This window comes from Sediminihaliea albiluteola, from assembly GCF_014077625.1.
In the GTDB taxonomy this organism is placed as follows: domain Bacteria; phylum Pseudomonadota; class Gammaproteobacteria; order Pseudomonadales; family Halieaceae; genus Sediminihaliea; species Sediminihaliea albiluteola.
The window spans coordinates 1,281,856-1,303,383 of sequence record NZ_JACFXU010000013.1; the positions used below are offsets into that span (position 1 = coordinate 1,281,856).

A 21,528-nucleotide genomic window follows, 5' to 3' on the forward strand; every position below is an offset into this window, starting at 1 on the left:
GCTGGTTATTAGCTTATGCCATGATGACTATTGTTTGAGGGGAAATAACTACTTACCATTAGTGGCTTGATCAGCATCAATGCTGATTACAGATCACCGCCCAGAAATCTTTATCGCAGACTCGAGACCCACGCATGTTGGCTGACTACTCTATCCTGTTGATTGGCGCCATTCTGGTCAACAACTTTGTACTGGTACAGTTCCTAGGACTGTGCCCGTTCATGGGTGTGTCAAACAAACTCGAAACCGCGATGGGCATGTCGATGGCCACCACTTTTGTGCTTACGCTTGCCTCGGCCTGCAGCTACCTCACTTACAACTACCTCTTAGAGCCCTTGGGGCTGGCTTACCTCAAAACCATTTCCTTTATTTTGGTGATTGCCGTAGTGGTGCAGTTCACTGAGATGGTAGTGCGCAAAAGCAGCCCCTTGCTGCACCGTGTATTGGGTGTTTACCTGCCGCTGATTACCACCAATTGCGCGGTACTAGGCGTTGCCTTGCTCAATATCAACAAGGATCACAACTTCTTACAGTCGCTGTTCTATGGCTTTGGCGCCGCCGCGGGCTTCTCTTTAGTGCTGGTGCTCTTTGCCGCAATGCGCGAGCGACTCGCCGTGGCCGATGTCCCACAACCATTCAAAGGCGCGGCAATCGGCATGGTCACAGCGGGCTTAATGTCGCTGGCCTTCATGGGATTTGCGGGGCTAGTGTGACCGTAGATGTTTGAACTTATTGCACAGTATCCACTACTAGCAGCCTTAGCAGCTCTAGTAAGCCTTGGCGCGATATTCGGCGCCCTACTCGGTTTTGCCGCTGTGCGCTTTAAAACCGAAGGCAACCCTATTGCCGACCAAATTAACGAGCTACTCCCGCAAACCCAGTGTGGCCAGTGCGGACACCCTGGTTGCCGGCCCTACGCTGAGGCCATCGCCGGCGGCGCAGCGATCAACAAGTGCCCTCCCGGTGGCGAGGCGACAATTCAAGCACTAGCAGACTTACTCGACGTGGAAGCCATCCCTCTGGATGCAGAGCACGGCGAAGAAAATATTACCGCCGTTGCTTATATCCGCGAGGATGAATGCATCGGCTGCACTAAGTGTATCCAAGCTTGCCCGGTCGATGCCATCCTCGGCGCAGCCAAGCAAATGCACACAGTTATTAGCAGCGAATGCACCGGCTGTGACCTCTGCGTAGAACCCTGCCCAGTTGACTGTATCGATATGATTCCCCAGGAAGAAAACCTACAAACCTGGCACTGGAAACTGCCGGAGCTGGGCCGCCGCAACCTCGACATCATCGCTAGCGACGCTGACAAGGGGAACGTGGCATGAGGAAGATATATGATTTCCACGGCGGTATTCACCCGCCGGAAAACAAACAGCAGTCCCTCGGCGGCCCCATCCGCAGTGCAGGCATCCCCAAGCAACTGACAGTACCGCTATCTCAGCACATAGGGGCGGCCTCCAAACCATTGGTGACCATTGGGGAGCGAGTGCTCAAAGGCCAGGTCATTGCCGAAGCCGGTGGCTTTGTCAGTGTGCCACAGCATGCACCAAGCTCAGGTACAGTCATCGCCATTGAGGACCGTGCCATACCACACCCCTCTGGTTTTCACGCACCCTGCATCGTTATTGAGTGTGACGGAAAGGATGAATGGCTACCGCTGCAGGGCCTAGCCAATTACAGCGAGCGCAGCCCTGAAGAACTGCTTGATCTGATCCGCGAAGCGGGCATTGCCGGCATGGGCGGTGCCGGCTTCCCAGCAGCGGTAAAACTTAAGGGCAAACCTGAATCACAGATCCAAACCCTAATTATTAACGGCACTGAGTGCGAGCCCTACATCACCGCCGACGACGCCCTCATGCGAGAGCGAGCCGAGGATATTATAACTGGGGTTAAAATTCTGCAGCACATCGTCAAGCCAACGGAAACCCTCATTGGTGTTGAGGACAATAAGCCCGAGGGCATTGTCGCACTGCGTGAGGCAGCCCAAGGCAGCGATATTGAGGTGGTTGAATTTCCAACTAAGTACCCCTCTGGTGGTGAAAAACAGCTGATCGAAATCCTCACCGGCAAGCAAGTACCGAGTGGCGGATTACCCGCCGATATTGGCATCGTCTGCCAAAACCTAGGCACCACTGTGGCTGTGCAGCAAGCGGTACTGCAAGGCCGGCCACTGATTTCACGGATTACTACTGTCACCGGTGAGGCGGTCGATCAACCCGGCAACTTTGAAGTCTTGCTGGGAACGCCAATGAGCCACCTGCTTGAACTAGCGGGCTATGACAGCACACGCAACAAGCGCCTGATTATGGGCGGGCCGATGATGGGCTTTACCTTAACGGACCTAAACGTGCCGGTGGTTAAGACCACTAACTGCTTACTGGCGCCGAGCGAATCAGAACTACCCGCACCCCCGCCAGCTCAGGCTTGCATTCGCTGCGGTCTCTGTGCAGAAGCCTGCCCTGCCAGCCTCTTGCCGCAGCAATTATTCTGGTTTTCTCAGGGTAAAGAGTACGAAAAACTAGAGCAGCACAATCTCTTTGATTGTATTGAGTGCGGTGCCTGCTCTTACGTCTGCCCGAGCAACATCCCGTTAGTGCAGTACTACCGCGCATCCAAGGCAGATATTTTGCAGCAGCGCCGTGATCACGAAAAGTCCGAGCAATCGCGGCTGCGTTTTGAGGCACGGCAAGAGCGTTTGGCGCGTGAAGAGGAAGAAAAAGCAGCGAAGCGTGCCGCACGTAAAAAAGCCGCCGAACTGCGTGCTCAACAAGCAGCTGACAGCGACAGCGTTGAGGACCCAATCCAAGCGGCGATTGAGCGGGCCAAAGCCAAAAAGGCGAGCCAGCAACAGAGCGCTGCCACTGAAAGTGAGCTAGAAAAGTTAGAAAAAGCCGTGGCCAGCACGCGCAAGCGTCTCGAAACGGCCAGCAGCAAGCTCAAACAAGCCCAAGAAGAAGGCTCAGAGCTGGTCGAGGCACTGCAAAAAGGTGTCGATAAAACCCAAGTAAAACTCGAGCAAGCCGAGAAGGCGCTGGCTGAATACCAAGCCAAGCAGCCCCAGGCAACAGAAGGCAGTCACGATACGGGTGATGCCGCCCAGGCCGCTATTGCCAAAGCTAAGGCTGCCCGGGCAGCTGCTGGCGACATGAGTCCCCAAGAAAAACTACAAAAACAGGTCGATAACCTGCGCCAAAGATTGGAAAAAACCAGTCAGCGCCTGGCAGAAAGCCGCAGTGCCGGTGAGGAAGCAAAAATAGTGGATGCCCTTGAGGCCACCGAACAACGTCTGCAAAGTAAACTTGCAGAAGCTGAGCAAGAACTAGCCAAGTTCAACGCGATGGAGGCCTCTTAATATGGCTTTATTGCGTATTACATCACCCCACGCCCACGGTCCAATGAGTACCCAGCGGGTTATGCAGCAGGTGTTATTAGCTGCGCTGCCGGGCATTGTGGTGCTGACCTACTTTTTTGGCTTTGGCACCCTAGTGAATATTCTTTGGGGCAGCTTGTTAGCCCTGAGCTTTGAAGCGCTAGCTCTCAAACTCCGCGGCCGCGACATCGGCTTTTACCTGAAAGATTACAGCGCACTTGTCACAGCCACATTGCTGGGCATTGCGATGCCGCCTTACGCGCCCTGGTGGTTAATCGCAGTGGGCATCGCCTCGGCCATCATATTGGCCAAACACCTCTATGGTGGTCTAGGTTACAACCCTTTCAACCCAGCCATGGTGGGCTATGTTGTCCTGCTGATTTCCTTCCCTGTCCAGATGACTGCTTGGACCGCGCCTCGTGGCGTGGGGGAAGTTCCGGGCTTATTAGATGCCTTGCAGGCTTGTTTTTTACCTGCGCTCTACGATGGCGTGACCCAAGCAACTCCTCTGGATGTACTCAAACAAAACAATAGCTTATTAATTGAACAGCTGTGGGAGGACAACCCAATCTTTGGCCGTTGGGCTGGGCTGGGCTGGGAGTGGGCCAACCTCGCATTTTTAGCTGGCGGCGCCTGGTTGTTGTACCGTCGCATTTTTACCTGGCATGCCCCCGTCGCCATGCTTCTCAGCATAGCGCTGCTATCGGCCATTTTTTATGATGGCGGCAGCTCCGCCAGCGGCGGCTCCCCCCTATTCCACCTGCTCAGTGGCGCCACCATGTTTGGAGCTTTCTTTATCGTCACTGACCCGGTCACATCAGCCGTATCTCTGCGAGGCCGCCTTATCTACGGCGCATTAATTGGCATGCTGGTGTATATCATCCGGGTCAGCGGTAACTATCCAGATGCCATCGCCTTTGCAGTTTTGATCATGAACTTTGCCGCACCCTTTATCGATCACTACACCCAGCCACCGACCTATGGTCACCGTAAAAAAACGGAGCAGCACTAATGCTCGGCCAGTCGATCACCCGCAATAGCCTGTTGCTAGCGTTATTTGCCGTAGTGACTACGCTACTCATTGCCGGCACTTACTTGCTCACCAAAGACACAATTGCTCAAGAGCGCCGCAAAGCAGAAGAAAAAGCTCTGCTAGAAATTGTCCCTGCCCGACTGCATGACAACAATATGCTAGATGACACCCTAGTGGCGAAAGCAGGCAAGACTGGGCTTGGTCTGCGTGAAGACAAAACCATTTATGTTGCACGCCAAGCCGGGCAAGCCCATGCCGTGATACTTCCTGTCATTGCCCCAGATGGCTACTCCGGCGACATTGAATTAATCGTCGGTGTTAAGCGCGATGGCAGAGTGGCTGGTGTGCGAGTACTAAACCACCGTGAAACACCGGGCCTGGGCGATAAAGTAGATCTGGCAAAGTCTGATTGGGTTCTCAGCTTCAATGGCCGCTCACTGACCGAGCCCTCAGTAGAGCAGTGGGCCGTCAAAAAAGATCACGGCGTATTCGATCAGTTTACTGGTGCCACTATCACGCCCCGTGCTGTTGTCGCTGCAACGCGACGCGCCCTAGAGTACGCTCAGACACATCACGACTACTTGTTCGGCTCCTCAACTAAGCCGGACAGCGCTACCACAAACGATAAAGCAGAGCCTGCTTCCAACAGTGGGCCCGGAGCACTGTAATGGCATCAGCCAGCTACAAAGATCTATCTCTAAACGGCTTGTGGAAGAACAACCCAGCCATCGTACAATTGTTGGGCCTATGCCCCTTATTGGCCGTAACCGGCAGCGTGGTCAACGCCCTCGGTCTCGCTGCCGCAACCACATTGGTATTACTCTGCTCTAACACTGCAGTGTCAATTATCCGCAACATTGTGTCCGATGCAGTGCGCCTACCAGTGTTTGTGATGATCATCGCCGCCGCTGTCACCTGTACCGAATTAATCATGCAGGCCTTTGCCTATGAGCTGTATCAAATTCTCGGCATTTTTCTGCCACTGATTACGACTAACTGTGTGATTTTGGGACGGGCTGATGCCTTCGCCAGTAAAAACTCACTGGCCCCAGCCATGTATGATGGTTTGATGATGGGCTTGGGCTTTGGCGTGATTTTGGTGTTACTCGGTGCTCTGCGCGAACTCGCTGGCACCGGCGCATTATTTGCCGATATGGACCTACTGTTTGGATCGATGGCGGCGGACTGGAAGCTGGTCTTGATAGAAGACTACCAAGCCTTTTTATTAGCGATCTTGCCACCGGGAGCATTTATTTTTACCGGCTTGCTGATCGCAGGTAAAAACCTGATCGACGCACAAATCAAACGGCGGCAGGATGCGCATAAAGCAGAGCCCGTGGTAGGCTCAAAACGAGTCAGGGTCACCGGTACTATTAGTTAGTGGCGGGGCAGCTAAGCCCCGCAGCCAGCTATCATATGACCGGAGTCTGTATGAAAAGCTTAGTCCGAGGACAATAACAACAGCGTATCGAGGATTTCGTCCACCGCTGCATCGTCCATCCCGCGGTTATCCAGATCGCAACTGTAGGTCACGAATAAGAGCATTGCACCAGCAGCTAAGTACCACTCTCGAATAGCTGCTCCTTCCTCACTAAAACTCGCGGTCCAGCCTTCAAAATCGCCGCGTGTCAGCGATTTCCACTGGACCTTTTGTGAGAGCTCACTCTCAGCGATTGCTAATAATTCCTCAGCACTGAAGTCACCCGACTCCTTATGCAAGGTACTAATCTCGATGCAGCCAACATCATCGAGGTCGCCCACGAGGATGCTGTCATCCTCTTCTTCGGCCCACCACTCTGGTGGCACCACCATGCTCCACCACTCGGTTTCAAGCACGTTCATCATATCCCCTTTGAATCTCTATCAGGCACTTGTAAGGACATCAACACTGCGTCTTCTCGGCCCTCGGGCCGCGTGTAGTAGTTGCGCCGCAAACCATCTTCATCAAAACCCATTTTACGGTACAGAGCTCGGGCGGCGACATTTGACTCACGCACATCAAGTAAGCAGCGCAGCACTCCTGTAGGAGCTGTCGCCAAAACTTGATTAAGCAGAGCTCGGGCTATGCCTTGGCGCTGTTTTGCTGGGCTAACCGCCACATTAAGAATGCTCAGTTCATCGAACACAACTTGGCATACCACAAAGCCCTGGACTTGCTCATCATGCTCAGCAACCAAGGCGTATTCTCTATGCTGTTGAAGATCAGAACTTTCAGCGCAGGCCGCCCTAAACTGACCTTCCGACCAGGCTGTCAGTGAAACCCTGCCATCGATAGCCGACATCGCTGCGGCATCGCGGGCACAGGCCCTTCGAATCAAGTAAGTCACTGAAGGGGAAGACGCAGCTTGCGTAAGTCCTGCCACACCTCTTTCTTAAGCATCGGATCTGACATCATCTCAGCGCTGCTTAAGGTTGTGACAACAGGAACGTCCAGCGGTGCCCAGTCGGCTAACAAGCTTTTCCCTAGCTCTCCCAAAACAATCACTGCACGACATTGCTGAAGCTCCACTCTGCGCAATAGAAAGCCCTCCAGTGCGGCGCGTGCGGCCTCAGCACCGTGATCAAGCTGTCGATTATTATTGAGTGGCCACTGAAACTGCTCGACCTGCGGTCGATTAGCTGGCGCAGCAAGGGCACGGGCCATCGCCATGATCAAATTCATTTGCCGCTGCTCAAGCACCCCGCCCGCTGCATTATCCAACCAAAGAAATGGGCCCACTGTAATAAGAGCAAAATTAAAGCGCAGTACTTCAGTCGTAGTTGGCTTCTTAACTGCACTTTTAACATCGCTCTTAGCTACTGTAGGGCGCGCTAGAATTTCTGCTCGCGCTACTGGGCGCTCTTCTAGCGAGGCCCGCTTATGCGGCGATACTTCTTTAGCAGAGAGCGCTTCCGCAGGGGGCTCTGCCTCGGCAGGCGCCTGCGCTATGGCTACGGCTATGCGCTGGCTTGGCGCAGCCCCAGCAAGATCCCAGCGAGACACGTACTGCTCGATACCCAGGGCTTCTAGGTAGGCGCTATGTTGGAGAGCTCGGCTTGTTAACATGCTGGATATCAAAAAAGAATTCAGGAGCGCAGTCTAGCAGGTTTTGCCTTATGCCTTACAGCCAACACCAGCCATATTGATTGAAGAAGCGTCCTGCAGAACGTATAAAAAGTCGCCGGTGTTGCCAGCCCTTACGCGCGGCGTAGCCACCGTGGTGCACAATGCGCAGCGCTGGATTAAAAACCACCGAGCCAAAATTAGCCAGCCGCAAGGACAAGTCAAAGTCTTCAAAATAAAGAAAGTAACGCTCATCAAAGCCCGACAGTGCTTTTAAGTGGGCTGTTTTAACCAACATAAAACAGCCCGAGACTAACAAGACCTCAGTTTCTTCTGTGGCATCAGCTAGCTCGCGCATCTCATAGTGGTGCAACCGGCGCTTGAAAGGCGCCTGTAACCAGGACCAGCCCAAAGCACGCAAAAACAACACTAAAATCGATGGATAGCGCTTACAAAGATACTCCGCTTCGCCACCCTCTCCAGTAGCTGCAGCCCCCACTAAGCTAACCTGCGGTAACTTAGCGAAGGTAGCGAGCCCTTCCGACAGGGCTGTCTCTGCTAGCTCCACATCCGGATTCAGGATTAAGTGGATATCGCTGTTAGCCTGTGACAGTGCCTGATTATGTCCTGCTCCATACCCCTCATTACTCTTGGCCTGAGCATAGTTGACGACCAGCAGCTCCTGGGCAATAGCTAAGTCAGCTAACAGCTTTTCCAATTGGCTTTGATACCCGATTGACCCAGTATTATCCACAATCTGCAGGCTCGCCTGTGCAAGGCGCCCACTTTCGCGAGCGTGATACAAAGCGAGCTCAAGGCTACGCAAGGTGCGCGATAACAGCTCCAATGAGCTGTGATAAAGCACTAAGGAGATAGAAAGAGTCAGGCGATTGTCGGCAGTCGATGGCATGGCGCGCATAATAGCAGCTCAGCTTGGGCAAGTAAGCGAACTGCTGAGCAGATCATAAAAACTGACAAAGACAGCTGGCTAGACTGCTCAGCCGGCTCCGCCACTGGTAATATCAGCGCTGAAATCACCGCAAGGAATACAGCATGTCCTCCGCATTCATGCGTAAATTCGGCCCCGGCTTACTGGTCACCGCTGCTTTCATAGGTCCTGGCACCATTACTACCGCTAGTAGTGCGGGGGCCAATTTTGGTTTTGCTTTACTGTGGGCCTTGTTGTTCTCACTCTTTGCGACCATTATTTTGCAGGAAATGGCGGCTCGTTTAGGCCTTGTCACTCGCGAAGGTCTGGCCGAAGCAATGCGCGCCTATTCTCAAAACCCCCTGTTTGGCCGAGCTGCTGTGCTCTTAGTCATTGCCGCGGTTGGCGCCGGCAACGCTGCCTACGAGGCCGGCAACATTGCTGGGGCGGCACTGGCATTGGAGTTAGTAAGTCCATTAGGCAGTGGCTTCTGGGCCACGCTTATTGGTATCAGCGCGGGAATATTATTGTTTAGTGGCCGCTACCGAATTCTGGAATCTGCCTTAGTGCTTTTAGTACTGGTTATGAGCACGGTCTTTTTACTGACGGCTTGGATGGTTGCCCCCTCCCCCATAGCCATACTCGATGGCATGTTTCGGCCCCGCTTGCCCGAGGGCTCGGTGATGACGGTAATAGCACTTATCGGAACCACCGTAGTGCCCTACAACTTATTTTTGCATGCCAACGCGGTACGGGAAAAATGGCCAGCCACCCTAGATCTTGAGCAGTCCCTAAAGGAGTCCCGGCTCGACACTGGCCTTTCGATTAGCCTTGGAGGCTTAGTCACGCTAGCCATCCTCAGCACTGCCGCTGCCGCTTTCTTCCAAACCGGCTTAGCCTTTAGCGGCGACTCCATCGCCTTACAGCTTGAACCGCTACTGGGCCCCTCTTCGCGCTATGTATTTGCCGCTGGCCTATTTGCCGGTGGCCTAACTAGCGCAATTACCGCTCCGCTGGCCGCCGCCTTTGCGGTCTGCGGAGCACTTGGCTGGCGCAGTGAGCTCTCAGCACCAGGCTTTCGCTTAGTGTGGCTGTTCGTGCTCGCTACCGGTACGGTATTTGCCGCTCTAGGTAGTCAGCCACTGGCCGCGATTTTATTTGCCCAAGTCGCCAATGGCTTTTTACTGCCTATCGTGGCGATTTTTCTACTGGTAGTTATGAACCAGCGCCAGCGTCTTGGCGAGCATGTCAACGGTCCAGTGGCCAACACCCTCGGAGCATTTGTGGTGCTGGTCGCTCTGGGTTTGGGGGCGGTCAAGTTATTGCAAGTTGCTGGCCTAATCTAAAAAGGCACGTAGAACGACAATCGTTGCTCATTGACTCAGGCACGAACACTACTGGTAGTGTCGTTTTAAAAAGCACAACTTGCACTACCAATGACAGAATGAAGCTGTCTTTTTATAATCACTACCCATACGGCGAAAGTTGTCATAAATAGTCCCTATCGCAAGGTTCTACAGGGCGTTTTTATCAATAAGCCGTGATAACCTTACTTTTAGCCTTGGAGGGCAGCCAACTCTGTCAACCACCAGATATAAAATAGCTAGGGCCACAAGACCAATAACACCGCTATGAGCAGCGGGTATGTAAGGGGAAATAAATGATCACTCGGTTTGCCACACTGACTAACCGTCTTACGGCATTAATTGCCACACTATTTATCGTCACGGCATGCGGAGGCGGAGGCGGAGGCAGCGATGGCGGCGGCTTTATCGGTGGTGGCGGCGATGGCAGTAACGCAGCGCCCTACTTCCTTACCTTGGAGCTACTGGATGCCACTGGTGAGCCAACCAGCACTGTCACGACAACCAAGCCAGCCACCCTCTCAGTGCGAGTGACCAACAAAGGCCCCAACGGCAAAGCCATCCCTGATGTGGTGGTCAGTGCTGCAACAGACTTAGGTAATGTGGCACCTGCTACCGCCCTGAGTGACGCCAACGGCTTTGCTACCTTCACTCTGGAAGCGGGTGCTACCTTAGGTGCAGGGTCTGTCACGGTGAGTGTCACAAATACGGACAATGTACCAACCGAGGCCGCTATCAACTACCAAGTTGACACGGCAGGCCTTCGTTTAGGTCACTTTAAAGACGGCGTATTCATTGAAAATGAAATCGGCATCAATCCAGAGTCCAGCCTTGTCTACCAGGGTGCAGCTGAGCTTTCTCTGGCTATAGTGGATGAAGATGGCAGCCCAGTCACAACAGAAGAAACTGTCACCTTCAATAGCACCTGCCTAGCTAAGAGTGACGCTTCGCTTGACCCCAGTGCCCCTATAAGTACCACTACCGGCTATATCCGTACCACCTATAAGGCTAGCCGCTGCAGTGGCGATGATGAAATTACAGCCCGCATTATGGACGGCGACGGCGTGGCGTTCGGGACTCTGAATATTGCCTCCCCTCGAGCCAATAGCTTGTTGTTTGTCAGTGCCGAGCCTGAGCTGATCGTTCTTAAAGGCACTGGCGGAGGTAACGAACGCCCAGAGTCTTCTTTAGTGACTTTCCAAGTGATCAACTCAAACAATAACCCCTTACCTAATGTTAAAGTCGATTTCTCTCTGACCACAAGCATTGGAGGTTTATCATTAACCCCCTCTTCAGCTATTAGCGATAGCGACGGCCTCGTCAAAGTGACTTTGTTTTCCGGTGATGTTTCAACCGTCGTTCGGGTGATCGCATCTGTGAATGCTGGTGATGGCTCAGGAACTAGCCTATCCACCGTTTCAAACATACTAACCGTTAGCACAGGCCTTCCCGATCAAAATTCAATCAGCCTATCAGTACAAGATGGCTTCGTAGTGGAAAATGGCTTAACCGTGGACGGCGTCGAACGCTGTATCACTGTGCGCATGGCTGACAAGTTCAATAACCCGGTAATAGACGGCACTAGCGCCATCTTCACCACCGAGTACGGCACCATTGACCCTTCGTGCTCTACGGGTACGCGCAACGGTGAGCGAGCTGGAAGCTGTGGCGGACCAAATCCCGGTAGCTGTAGCGTTTTATGGACCAGTGGTGAGCCAAGGTTCCCGACCTTGAGTAGCAGCCTGAACAGTATCCGTAGAATCAATGATCCCAACGGTTACAGTTGTAAGAGCCATAATGGCAGAACAGGCCCCTGTCCGGATGACCTAGGCCCTGTGCGCGGCGGTCGCTCTACTATCCTAGTGACAGCCATTGGTGAAGAGTCATTTGTTGACCGCAACGGCAACGGCATTATGGATGAAGCAGAAAGGGACCTTTTTGAAAACTTACCAGAAGCCTTCATCGATCATAACGAAGATGGCATTTTCAACCCTGCGGAACCTTTTTGCGCCAACAATCCTCAGGCCCTGGCCTGTATATCAGGCAACGAAGAAACATTTGTCGATTTCAACAATGACCAGAAGTACAACAAAAACAACAACCCAGCGCTCTATAATGGTTTGCTATGTCCCCGCGAAGGAGATGGGATCTGGTGTAGTCGAGAGCTAGTCAATGTCAGGGCGCAAACCTATCTCATTCTCTCCGGCGGCGACAGCTACGGCTGGGACTTCTTATTAACACGTGGAAGAAGCGTCATGCAGGGAACTCAAGAAGGTAGTCAGTACATGGTCTACGTGTCTGATGCCTTTAACAACAAGCCACCCGCGGGCTCTACAATAACTATCAGCACTAGCGGCGGTTGTGAAATTATCAGCCCGACCCAATTTACAGTCCCAAGCACCGCCAGTTACGGGGCCTTTGGCTTCCCCCTGGAGACTGGTGGTAATGGCGAACGGGGTAACGTTATTATTACTCTCAACCCTAAAGATGGTGCACCTTACACTGAAAGCTTTGGCTGCCAGTCTAATGCACCACCAACTGACTCAGACTTAACAACTAGCCCTGGCGGTTAAAGAAGACCACCACTCCACTCAGTTGTCAGTTGGGGTAAAAGCAATCACAAAATAAAGGCCATGTAAGTAATTACGTGGCCTTTTAGTTAAGTTGGAACAATTCAATACTGCCTGACTTGGTCGATAAGTTACATCCTATCGCACTTTATTAAGTCTCTAATCAAAAGCGCTTCGTATAAACATGGCAGTAAGGCGTCTTACCCGTCTTGGCATAGTAGTTCTGGTGATATTCCTCTGCCTTCCAAAAACGGCTAGCGGGCAAGATACGGGTCGCTACATGAAGGCCTTTTTGGCGTAATACCTCGATCAGCTGCTCGGCGTTTTGACGCTCTGAGTCATCCCTAACAAAAATCGCTGACGCATATTGCGGGCCAATATCTGGCCCCTGCCCATTGACTTGGGTCGGGTCGTGAATTTCAAAGAACAGCTTGGTCAGGGTTTCAAAGCTGACTATCGAAGGATCGTAGCTCACTTCAACTGCTTCTAAGTGTCCGGTCGGCTGCTCACAGACTTCACGATAAGTCGGGTTCTCTGTATGCCCCCCCATAAAACCTGAAACAACATCCTGAACACCTTCTTGCTGTCTCATTAGGTGCTCGACCCCCCAGAAGCAGCCACCAGCAAAATAGGCTTTTTGCAAGGTTTTGCCAGCTGTGGCCAGTTGCTCTTCATGACTGACGAAATCCATCGACAGGGAGTTAACGCAATGGCGAATATTATTAGCGGTGAGCATTTCACCTTCAAAAACATGGCCTAAGTGGCCGTCGCAATTGGCACAGAGTATTTCTGTACGCCTGCCATCAGCATCGGGCTCACGTTTGATTGCGCCGGCAATCTCATCGTCAAAACTTGGCCAGCCGCAATGTGAGGGAAACTTATGCTCAGATCGATAAAGTGGCGCCTGGCAGCGCTTACAGACGTAAAGCCCACCTTCAAAATAATCGTTATACTTGCCAGTGAATGGAGCTTCAGTGCCTTTTTCTACAATCACATAGTGCTCTTCTGGACTAAGGTCGTTCCAATCATTACTGCTCATTTGAGGCCTCATTACTATAGTTGCCATAGCTTGGACTGCATAATTAGGTTTATGCTCCATTCAAGCGATGTTAAAGTCTAATCTTCTATTGTTCGGGCGCTTGATTGCAAGACGCCTATTGATAGAGTGCAGGACTATTTTACTACCCTACCACTGGAGGTTTATATGGTCATTGAAGGACGTGTTCCACACGCAGTATTTAAGACTCGAGTCAGGGACGAAAGCGTTGAGGGCCCTAACCCTTTCCGCTGGGAAGATAAGACGACTGAAGATATTTTTGCTGGTAAGAAAGTCGTTTTGTTCTCATTGCCGGGTGCATTTACTCCCACTTGCTCATCTTCGCATCTGCCCCGCTATGACGAACTCTACGATGAGTTTAAGGCCCAGGGCATTGACGAAGTCATCTGCCTCTCAGTTAATGATGCTTTTGTGATGTTTCAGTGGGGTAAGCAACAAAACAACAAGAACATTTTCCTATTACCCGACGGAAACGGCGAGTTTACCCGTAAAATGGGCATGCTAGTCGACAAATCTGACCTAGGTTTTGGCATGCGCTCATGGCGCTACTCAATGCTGGTTGATGACGGTAAGATCGAAAAGATTTTTGTCGAACCAGAATTTGGTGACCTCTGCCCAGTAGATCCCTTTGAAGTATCTGATGCTGATACAATGATGGCATACCTAAAGGGTACTGAATCAGAAGGCCCAGCCACTGGACGTAAGCCTTTCGAAGGCTAATTACTGTCCTCTGTTTCACTGCGGTGCAAAACTCGGCACCGCAGTGATCGTTTTCAACAAGCACTTCGCAAACTAGCAAAGCTCATCTGAGCGCTGTACCTCGTGTTAAGCTCTATAGATAAAAGGGCCTAATACCTCGCCACTGACTTCCCATGACCGGAAAAGTTTTAATAATCCAATGACGCAAGACAGTAATACACTCAAAGTACGTGTCGTTCTGAACAATACAGCTCCGCAGTCTGAGGAAGTGAGCTACCAAGGCTACCGCTGGGACCGCATTCTAATTGCTATAGCGCTTGTAATTGCTCTTGGCGCTATGATTACCTGGTTCTTAGGGGGCGTGACGGAAGAAGTCGCTCCCATAGCAGAGCAGCCTGCAATTACACAGACTACGGCGCCAGCGTCGAATAAGGCAATCGCCGTCGATAAAGATTTTGATGATGGGGCAACAAAAGATCAGAGCATCGAAATAACTGAGCGATTGGGAGAAGCTGAAAACACTGCCAGTCAAAGTACTGAGCATTTAATTAGCGCCACAAATCATAGCTCAGTGCTCAAAAAGGCCCATAGCAGTGACAAGGAATCTAGCACTAAATCCAGTTTGGATCACTCCAAAAGTACCAGCACTGCGCTTAAGCCTAACAATCAACAAACCGAGTCCTCTCTTATCCCTGGTGAAACCAAGATTCTGTCTGAAAAGGTAGCGCGCTTTGTATTGTCCAAGGCAATGCAATCCAGAGAGCCGCTAGGGACGATCGCTGATATACGAATTGGAGGGGACGACGATCCTGCAGTAGCAGTATACGCCTTCTCAGATATCAAGGACCTTGCCGGCAGTCCGGTCTACTACCGTTGGCTACGCAATGAGAAACAAATCGCCAAGGTACGAGTAGATATCGGATCAGATAGCTGGCGCAGTAGCTCTAGTAAATTACTGAACCGAAAAATGAGCGGCCGCTGGCGGGTGGAATTGAGCTCAGCCCAAAACGAGCTGCTCGCCTATGCCGAGTTCTATTACTAAGTTTCACTGGCAAGACTTCATGCTCAGCTAAGCTCAGTGTCACTGGAGCTGACTATAAATGCAGCGTGAGCTCGGCTATCTTTGATAGGATATTCGGCGCTAGCTAAATGCTTACTTCTGTCAATTTAGCAGCCCCCCTAGAAGAACATCCCAGCACCTGATTTCGCCCCCTGTCGTTAGCCAGATATAAACGTCTATCTGCGGCGGCCATAATCAATGCAAACTTATACCATCAGGACCAAACTGGGCGAGACCAATACTGATGGTGCAGCGAAGCTCTTCATCACCAGACCATAGTCCAAAGCCTTCCCTTGGACAGCTTCAGCTAGACTATCGGCAACTGCTTCAGCCTTTTCACTGACCACGTTAAGCAAAGTCACATGGCAGCAGGTGACTGCGTGGCGGGACAGTATTCACCACACCCAAAAAACAAAACCCCACAGCAAATGCTACGGGGGCAACTGTAAGGCTGACCTACTGTCAGTAGCGAGCTACTGCTCGCTATCCCTGCGGGACGCCTACGGCGCTGCAAAGCCGCACCTGTGCGGTGCAGGCCTTGTCACATGGCAGCCGGTGGCTGCATCAGGGCGGGACAGTAATCATCGCATCCAAAAAAACAAAACCCCCGCAGCAAATGCTACGGGGGTTTTCTTTTTTTAAAGCCTGGCGATGACCTACTCTCACATGGGGAGACCCCACACTACCATCGGCGATACGTCGTTTCACTTCTGAGTTCGGAAAGGATTCAGGTGGTTCCAACGCTCTATTGTCGCCAGGCAAACTGGCTTGGATATTTCGGTCTTAGGCACTGTAGGTGCGGCCTACTTTGATCCAAATAAGGCGGTAAATTAAGCTGTCTGTTCTTTCTGAGTTGCCTAGCAACTCTGGACTTAATCACAACATCCGCTGTCTACTCATACTCGCCTTGCGGCAAGCAAATAACTTGGATTATATGGTCAAGCCTCACGGGCAATTAGTACTGGTTAGCTCAACGCCTTACAGCGCTTCCACACCCAGCCTATCAACGTTGTAGTCTTCAACGGCCCTTTAGGGGAATTAAATTCCCAGGGAGAACTCATCTTGGGAGGGGCTTCCCGCTTAGATGCTTTCAGCGGTTATCCTGTCCGAACGTAGCTACCGGGCAATGCGTCTGGCGACACAACCCGAACACCAGTGGTTCGTCCACTCCGGTCCTCTCGTACTAGGAGCAGCTTCCCTCAATTCTCCAACGCCCACGGCAGATAGGGACCGAACTGTCTCACGACGTTCTAAACCCAGCTCGCGTACCACTTTAAATGGCGAACAGCCATACCCTTGGGACCGGCTTCAGCCCCAGGATGTGATGAGCCGACATCGAGGTGCCAAACACCGCCGTCGATGTGAACTCTTGGGCGGTATCAGCCTGTTATCCCCGGAGTACCTTTTATCCGTTGAGCGATGGCCCTTCCATACAGAACCACCGGATCACTAAGACCTACTTTCGTACCTGCTCGACTTGTCAGTCTCGCAGTCAAGCGCGCTTGTGCCTTTACACTAACCTCATGATTTCCGACCATGATTAGCGCACCTTCGTGCTCCTCCGTTACTCTTTGGGAGGAGACCGCCCCAGTCAAACTACCCACCACACAATGTCCTCGATCCAGATAATGGACCTAAGTTAGAACCTCAACTTTACCAGGCTGGTATTTCAAGGTTGGCTCCACAACAGCTAGCGCCATTGCTTCAAAGCCTCCCAGCTATCCTACACAAATAAAGTCAAAGTCCACTGTGAAGCTATAGTAAAGGTTCACGGGGTCTTTCCGTCTAGCCGCGGGTATACGGCATCTTAACCGCAAATTCAATTTCACTGAGTCTCGGGTGGAGACAGTGTGGCCATCGTTACGCCATTCGTGCAGGTCGGAACTTACCCGACAAGGAATTTCGCTACCTTAGGACCGTTATAGTTACGGCCGCCGTTTACCGGGGCTTCGATCAAGAGCTTCGCCGAAGCTAACCCCATCAATTAACCTTCCGGCACCGGGCAGGCGTCACACCGTATACGTCCACTTTCGTGTTTGCACAGTGCTATGTTTTTAATAAACAGTCGCAGCCACCTGGTCACTTCGGCCAGCCTCAGCTTAGGGAGCAAGTCCCATCACCAAAACCGGCGTACCTTCTCCCGAAGTTACGGTACCATTTTGCCTAGTTCCTTCACCCGAGTTCTCTCAAGCGCCTTGGTATTCTCTACCTGATCACCTGTGTCGGTTTACAGTACGGTTCCTTCATATCTGAAGCTTAGAAGCTTTTCCTGGAAGCATGGCATCAATCACTTCGCTCGATCTTTCGAAAGAGCTCGTCATCAACTCTCAGCCTTAACCGCCCGGATTTACCTAAGCAGTCAGCCTACAGCCTTAAACAGGGACAACCATCGCCCTGATGACCTAGCCTACTCCGTCCCTCCATCGCAATATGAAGAAGTACGGGAATATTAACCCGTTTCCCATCGACTACGGCTTTCGCCCTCGCCTTAGGGGCCGACTCACCCTGCGCCGATTAGCGTTGCGCAGGAAACCTTGATCTTCCGGCGGGGAGGTTTTTCACCCCCCTTATCGTTACTCATGTCAGCATTCGCACTTCTGATACCTCCAGCAAACCTCCCGGTTCACCTTCAACGGCTTACAGAACGCTCCTCTACCATGCATATAAATATGCATCCGCAGCTTCGGTTACCAGTTTAGCCCCGTTAAATCTTCCGCGCAGGCCGACTCGACTAGTGAGCTATTACGCTTTCTTTAAAGGATGGCTGCTTCTAAGCCAACCTCCTAGCTGTCTAAGCCTTCCCACATCGTTTCCCACTTAACTGGTATTGGGGACCTTAGCTGGCGGTCTGGGTTGTTGCCCTCTCGACAACGGACGTTAGCACCCGCTGTCTTTCTGCCATGATTGTACTCCTAGGTATTCGGAGTTTGCATCGGGTTGGTAAGTCGGGATGACCCCCTAGCCGAAACAGTGCTCTACCCCCTAGGGTAAGACATGACGCTCTACCTAAATAGATTTCGAGGAGAACCAGCTATCTCCGGGCTTGATTAGCCTTTCACTCCGATCCACAGCTCATCCCCTCATTTTTCAACATAAGTGGGTTCGAGCCTCCAGTCAGTGTTACCTAACCTTCACTCTGGCCATGGATAGATCGCCCGGTTTCGGGTCTACTGCCTGCAACTATGCGCCCTATTAAGACTCGGTTTCCCTACGCCTCCCCTATGCGGTTAAGCTTGCTACAGACAATAAGTCGCTGACCCATTATACAAAAGGTACGCAGTCACACCACGAAGGTGCTCCCACTGCTTGTACGCATACGGTTTCAGGTTCTATTTCACTCCCCTCTCCGGGGTTCTTTTCGCCTTTCCCTCACGGTACTGGTTCACTATCGGTCAGTCAGGAGTATTTAGCCTTGGAGGATGGTCCCCCCATCTTCAGACAAGATAACACGTGTCCCGTCCTACTTATCGCAAGCTTAGTACCACAAAAGCGTTTTCGTGTACGGGGCTATCACCCTCTATCGCCGGACTTTCCAGACCGTTCCACTAACCCTTCTGCTATCACTTGCAGGCTGTTCCCCGTTCGCTCGCCGCTACTGAGGGAATCTCAATTGATTTCTCTTCCTAAGGGTACTTAGATGTTTCAGTTCCCCTCGTTCGCCTCCTACACCTATGTATTCAGTGCAGGATACCCAACTTACATTGGGCGGGTTTCCCCATTCGGACATCTCCGGATCAAAGTCTGTTTGCCGACTCCCCGAAGCTTTTCGCAGGCTACAACGTCCTTCATCGCCTCTGACTGCCAAGGCATCCACCGTATGCGCTTAGTCACTTGACCATATAACCGAAGTTATCTGTTCTCTTGTTAGCACAAGAGATCCACCGCTTTTTAACAACAAAAGCAGTGTTCAAGTAGACAGTTCCCTGACCCCCTTAACACAGGCCAGGTACTTAGTAGACAAGAACCGATCAAAGTTCTTGCCCGCCGGATGTTGTGACGCTTAAGTCACAGTGTTGTTTAAAACAACTCGTTTCGATAGCGGGGAATTGATACCCGCTATCAAGAACAATTATCTAAGGATTCTTCAATTCACCGAACCCGAGGGTTGGTGCCTTGCTTGAATCCAAAGACTCAGCTTAATTTACCTTGTTAAAGAACTGTCCGGTTGTGAAAACCAGAAACAAACACACTCATCAGTATTGTTGACAATGTGCTTCTTTCTGAATTCCAATCGATGCGTGGGGATCCCATCCTAACAAACTCATAACTTACAAGCTTGCGAGAAGTGGTGGAGCTATGCGGGATCGAACCGCAGACCTCCTGCGTGCAAGGCAGGCGCTCTCCCAGCTGAGCTATAGCCCCAAGTAAAAGTGTACCAGCAGCAATCACAATACCTGCCAAGTTCACCAAACTGTGCTGATCGCGCTGCGAAGGGCATCGCATACTGCTATGCAAGTGACTTCACGACGAAGATCAGGAGTGATTTGGTAGGCCTGGGCAGATTTGAACTGCCGACCTCACCCTTATCAGGGGTGCGCTCTAACCAACTGAGCTACAGGCCTAAAAAAAGGCACAGCGAAGCTCATGATTACTGTCGCATCAACCGTTCAAGACGAAGACAAATGTGTGAACACTTATCAAGACGTGTCACTATCGTTTAAGGAGGTGATCCAGCCCCAGGTTCCCCTAGGGCTACCTTGTTACGACTTCACCCCAGTCATGAATCACAAAGTGGTGAGCGACCTCCCGAAGGTTAGTCTACCCACTTCTTTTGCAACCCACTCCCATGGTGTGACGGGCGGTGTGTACAAGGCCCGGGAACGTATTCACCGTGGCATTCTGATCCACGATTACTAGCGATTCCGACTTCATGGAGTCGAGTTGCAGACTCCAATCCGGACTACGAAACGTTTTGTGGGATTCGCTCCCCCTCGCGGGTTAGCAGCCCTCTGTACGCTCCATTGTAGCACGTGTGTAGCCCAGGTCGTAAGGGCCATGATGACTTGACGTCGTCCCCACCTTCCTCCGGTTTGTCACCGGCAGTCTCCTTAGAGTTCCCACCATTACGTGCTGGCAACTAAGGACAAGGGTTGCGCTCGTTACGGGACTTAACCCAACATCTCACGACACGAGCTGACGACAGCCATGCAGCACCTGTCACTGCGTTCCCGAAGGCACTAATCTATCTCTAGAAAATTCGCAGGATGTCAAGACCTGGTAAGGTTCTTCGCGTTGCATCGAATTAAACCACATGCTCCACCGCTTGTGCGGGCCCCCGTCAATTCATTTGAGTTTTAACCTTGCGGCCGTACTCCCCAGGCGGTCTACTTAGTGCGTTAGCTGCGCCACCAAGGAATCAAGTTCCCCAACGGCTAGTAGACATCGTTTACGGCGTGGACTACCAGGGTATCTAATCCTGTTTGCTCCCCACGCTTTCGCACCTCAGCGTCAGTATCGAGCCAGGAGGCCGCCTTCGCCACCGGTATTCCCCCACATATCTACGCATTTCACCGCTACACGTGGAATTCTACCTCCCTCTCTCGTACTCTAGTCGGCCAGTATCGGATGCAGGTCCCAGGTTGAGCCCAGGGCTTTCACATCCGACTTAACAAACCGCCTACGCGCGCTTTACGCCCAGTAATTCCGATTAACGCTTGCACCCTCCGTATTACCGCGGCTGCTGGCACGGAGTTAGCCGGTGCTTCTTCTAAAGGTAATGTCACAGTTGAGTGCTATTAACACACAACCTTTCTTCCCAATTGAAAGTGCTTTACAACCCTAGGGCCTTCTTCACACACGCGGCATGGCTGCGTCAGGCTTTCGCCCATTGCGCAATATTCCCCACTGCTGCCTCCCGTAGGAGTCCGGGCCGTGTCTCAGTCCCGGTGTGGCTGATCATCCTCTCAGACCAGCTATGGATCGTCGCCTTGGTGAGCCTTTACCTCACCAACAAGCTAATCCAACGCAGGCTCGTCTAATAGCGCGAGGCCCTAAGGTCCCCCGCTTTCCCCCGTAGGGCGTATGCGGTATTAGCAGCTGTTTCCAGCTGTTATCCCCCACTACTAGGTAGATTCCTGCGCATTACTCACCCGTCCGCCGCTCTACTCACACCGAAGTGCTTTCGCGCTCGACTTGCATGTGTTAGGCCTGCCGCCAGCGTTCAATCTGAGCCATGATCAAACTCTTCAGTTTAATCTTTTACCTCTGTCGCAATACCTGCCAACAAGAGGGGTCATTTACGTGGTTACCCCACGGCAACGACCAAATCTCGGCTCAGACACAATTATCGAAAAATCAAGAATTCATAATGAATCAATGAGTCACTTGTTGTGTCTGATAATAGTCGTGACTACCATCTCAACAAGTGCCCACACATCTGTCTTCGTCTTCTTGTTAAA

Annotated in this window: 15 protein-coding genes, 2 tRNA genes and 3 rRNA genes; 10 read left to right on the forward strand and 10 right to left on the reverse strand. The window is 51.9% G+C overall.

What is annotated here, in order from left to right:
* Positions 1–134: 134 nt before the first annotated feature.
* The 6 genes from rsxA to H2508_RS06775 are packed head-to-tail and all read left to right on the forward strand — an operon-like array spanning position 135 to position 5,790.
* Positions 135–713, forward strand: coding sequence for an electron transport complex subunit RsxA (gene rsxA / locus H2508_RS06750; RefSeq protein ID WP_182170574.1), 579 nt, complete (start codon positions 135–137; stop codon positions 711–713).
* Positions 714–719: 6 nt separating this feature from the next.
* Positions 720–1,331 (forward strand): electron transport complex subunit RsxB, encoded by a 612-nt coding sequence (gene rsxB / locus H2508_RS06755; protein ID WP_182170577.1) that lies wholly within the window; start codon positions 720–722, stop codon positions 1,329–1,331.
* Positions 1,328–3,358: an electron transport complex subunit RsxC gene (gene rsxC, locus H2508_RS06760; protein ID WP_182170580.1), complete on the forward strand. Its 2,031-nt coding sequence runs from the start codon at positions 1,328–1,330 to the stop codon at positions 3,356–3,358. The genes rsxB and rsxC overlap by 4 nt, the downstream gene beginning before the upstream one ends.
* Before the next feature lies 1 nt (position 3,359).
* On the forward strand, positions 3,360–4,388 hold the full coding sequence (gene rsxD, locus H2508_RS06765; protein ID WP_182170582.1) for an electron transport complex subunit RsxD: 1,029 nt from the start codon (positions 3,360–3,362) through the stop codon (positions 4,386–4,388).
* Entirely contained in the window at positions 4,388–5,077 is a 690-nt protein-coding gene (gene rsxG / locus H2508_RS06770) for an electron transport complex subunit RsxG (protein WP_182170585.1), read from the forward strand. Before rsxD ends, rsxG begins: the two co-directional genes overlap by 1 nt.
* Positions 5,077–5,790 (forward strand): electron transport complex subunit E, encoded by a 714-nt coding sequence (locus tag H2508_RS06775; RefSeq protein WP_182170588.1) that lies wholly within the window; start codon positions 5,077–5,079, stop codon positions 5,788–5,790. The genes rsxG and H2508_RS06775 overlap by 1 nt, the downstream gene beginning before the upstream one ends.
* 59 nt (positions 5,791–5,849) lie before the next feature.
* Here H2508_RS06775 and H2508_RS06780 read toward each other — a convergent pair whose 3' ends face one another.
* From H2508_RS06780 to H2508_RS06795, 4 genes are read right to left on the reverse strand one after another with little or no spacing between them, the layout of a single operon-like run.
* Positions 5,850–6,251, reverse strand: coding sequence for a hypothetical protein (locus H2508_RS06780; protein WP_220463592.1), 402 nt, complete (start codon positions 6,249–6,251; stop codon positions 5,850–5,852).
* Positions 6,251–6,772: a ribosomal protein S18-alanine N-acetyltransferase gene (rimI, locus tag H2508_RS06785; RefSeq protein WP_182170591.1), complete on the reverse strand. Its 522-nt coding sequence runs from the start codon at positions 6,770–6,772 to the stop codon at positions 6,251–6,253. Before rimI ends, H2508_RS06780 begins: the two co-directional genes overlap by 1 nt.
* Positions 6,733–7,455: a hypothetical protein gene (locus H2508_RS06790; RefSeq protein WP_182170594.1), complete on the reverse strand. Its 723-nt coding sequence runs from the start codon at positions 7,453–7,455 to the stop codon at positions 6,733–6,735. The genes rimI and H2508_RS06790 overlap by 40 nt, the downstream gene beginning before the upstream one ends.
* Positions 7,456–7,510: 55 nt before the next feature.
* Positions 7,511–8,371 carry a glycosyltransferase gene (locus tag H2508_RS06795; protein ID WP_182170597.1) on the reverse strand — a complete coding sequence of 287 codons (861 nt, stop codon included), beginning with the start codon at positions 8,369–8,371 and terminating at the stop codon, positions 7,511–7,513.
* A gap of 134 nt (positions 8,372–8,505) precedes the next feature.
* Here H2508_RS06795 and H2508_RS06800 point away from each other — a divergent pair, with 134 nt between their 5' ends.
* Both H2508_RS06800 and H2508_RS06805 read left to right on the forward strand, forming a co-directional pair.
* Positions 8,506–9,726, forward strand: a complete 1,221-nt coding sequence (locus H2508_RS06800; protein WP_182170600.1) for an Nramp family divalent metal transporter — start codon at positions 8,506–8,508, stop codon at positions 9,724–9,726.
* 314 nt (positions 9,727–10,040) lie between these two features.
* On the forward strand, positions 10,041–12,317 hold the full coding sequence (locus tag H2508_RS06805; RefSeq protein ID WP_182170603.1) for an Ig-like domain-containing protein: 2,277 nt from the start codon (positions 10,041–10,043) through the stop codon (positions 12,315–12,317).
* 160 nt (positions 12,318–12,477) lie between these two features.
* On the opposite strand, the gene H2508_RS06810 is transcribed toward H2508_RS06805, so the two are convergent.
* The gene (locus H2508_RS06810) at positions 12,478–13,353 is read right to left on the reverse strand and encodes a bifunctional methionine sulfoxide reductase B/A protein (protein WP_220463593.1); all 876 of its coding nucleotides are present in this window, start codon (positions 13,351–13,353) and stop codon (positions 12,478–12,480) included.
* A 171-nt stretch (positions 13,354–13,524) separates the two neighbouring features.
* Between H2508_RS06810 and H2508_RS06815 the strand changes: the two genes are divergently transcribed.
* On the forward strand, positions 13,525–14,091 hold the full coding sequence (locus tag H2508_RS06815; protein ID WP_328799336.1) for a peroxiredoxin: 567 nt from the start codon (positions 13,525–13,527) through the stop codon (positions 14,089–14,091).
* A gap of 178 nt (positions 14,092–14,269) precedes the next feature.
* The gene (locus H2508_RS06820) at positions 14,270–15,112 is read left to right on the forward strand and encodes a DUF2914 domain-containing protein (protein WP_182170611.1); all 843 of its coding nucleotides are present in this window, start codon (positions 14,270–14,272) and stop codon (positions 15,110–15,112) included.
* 661 nt (positions 15,113–15,773) lie between these two features.
* Here the strand turns inward: H2508_RS06820 and rrf are convergent.
* From rrf to H2508_RS06845, 5 genes are all read right to left on the reverse strand, one after another.
* Positions 15,774–15,889, reverse strand: a 5S ribosomal RNA gene (rrf, locus tag H2508_RS06825).
* A gap of 175 nt (positions 15,890–16,064) precedes the next feature.
* A 23S ribosomal RNA gene (locus tag H2508_RS06830) occupies positions 16,065–18,967 on the reverse strand.
* 449 nt (positions 18,968–19,416) lie between these two features.
* Positions 19,417–19,492, reverse strand: a tRNA-Ala gene (locus H2508_RS06835).
* 123 nt (positions 19,493–19,615) lie between these two features.
* Positions 19,616–19,692, reverse strand: a tRNA-Ile gene (locus tag H2508_RS06840).
* A 96-nt stretch (positions 19,693–19,788) separates the two neighbouring features.
* Positions 19,789–21,322, reverse strand: a 16S ribosomal RNA gene (locus H2508_RS06845).
* Together the 16S, 23S and 5S rRNA genes with 2 tRNA genes alongside form the textbook arrangement of a ribosomal RNA operon.
* Between the last annotated feature and the right edge of the window lie 206 nt (positions 21,323–21,528).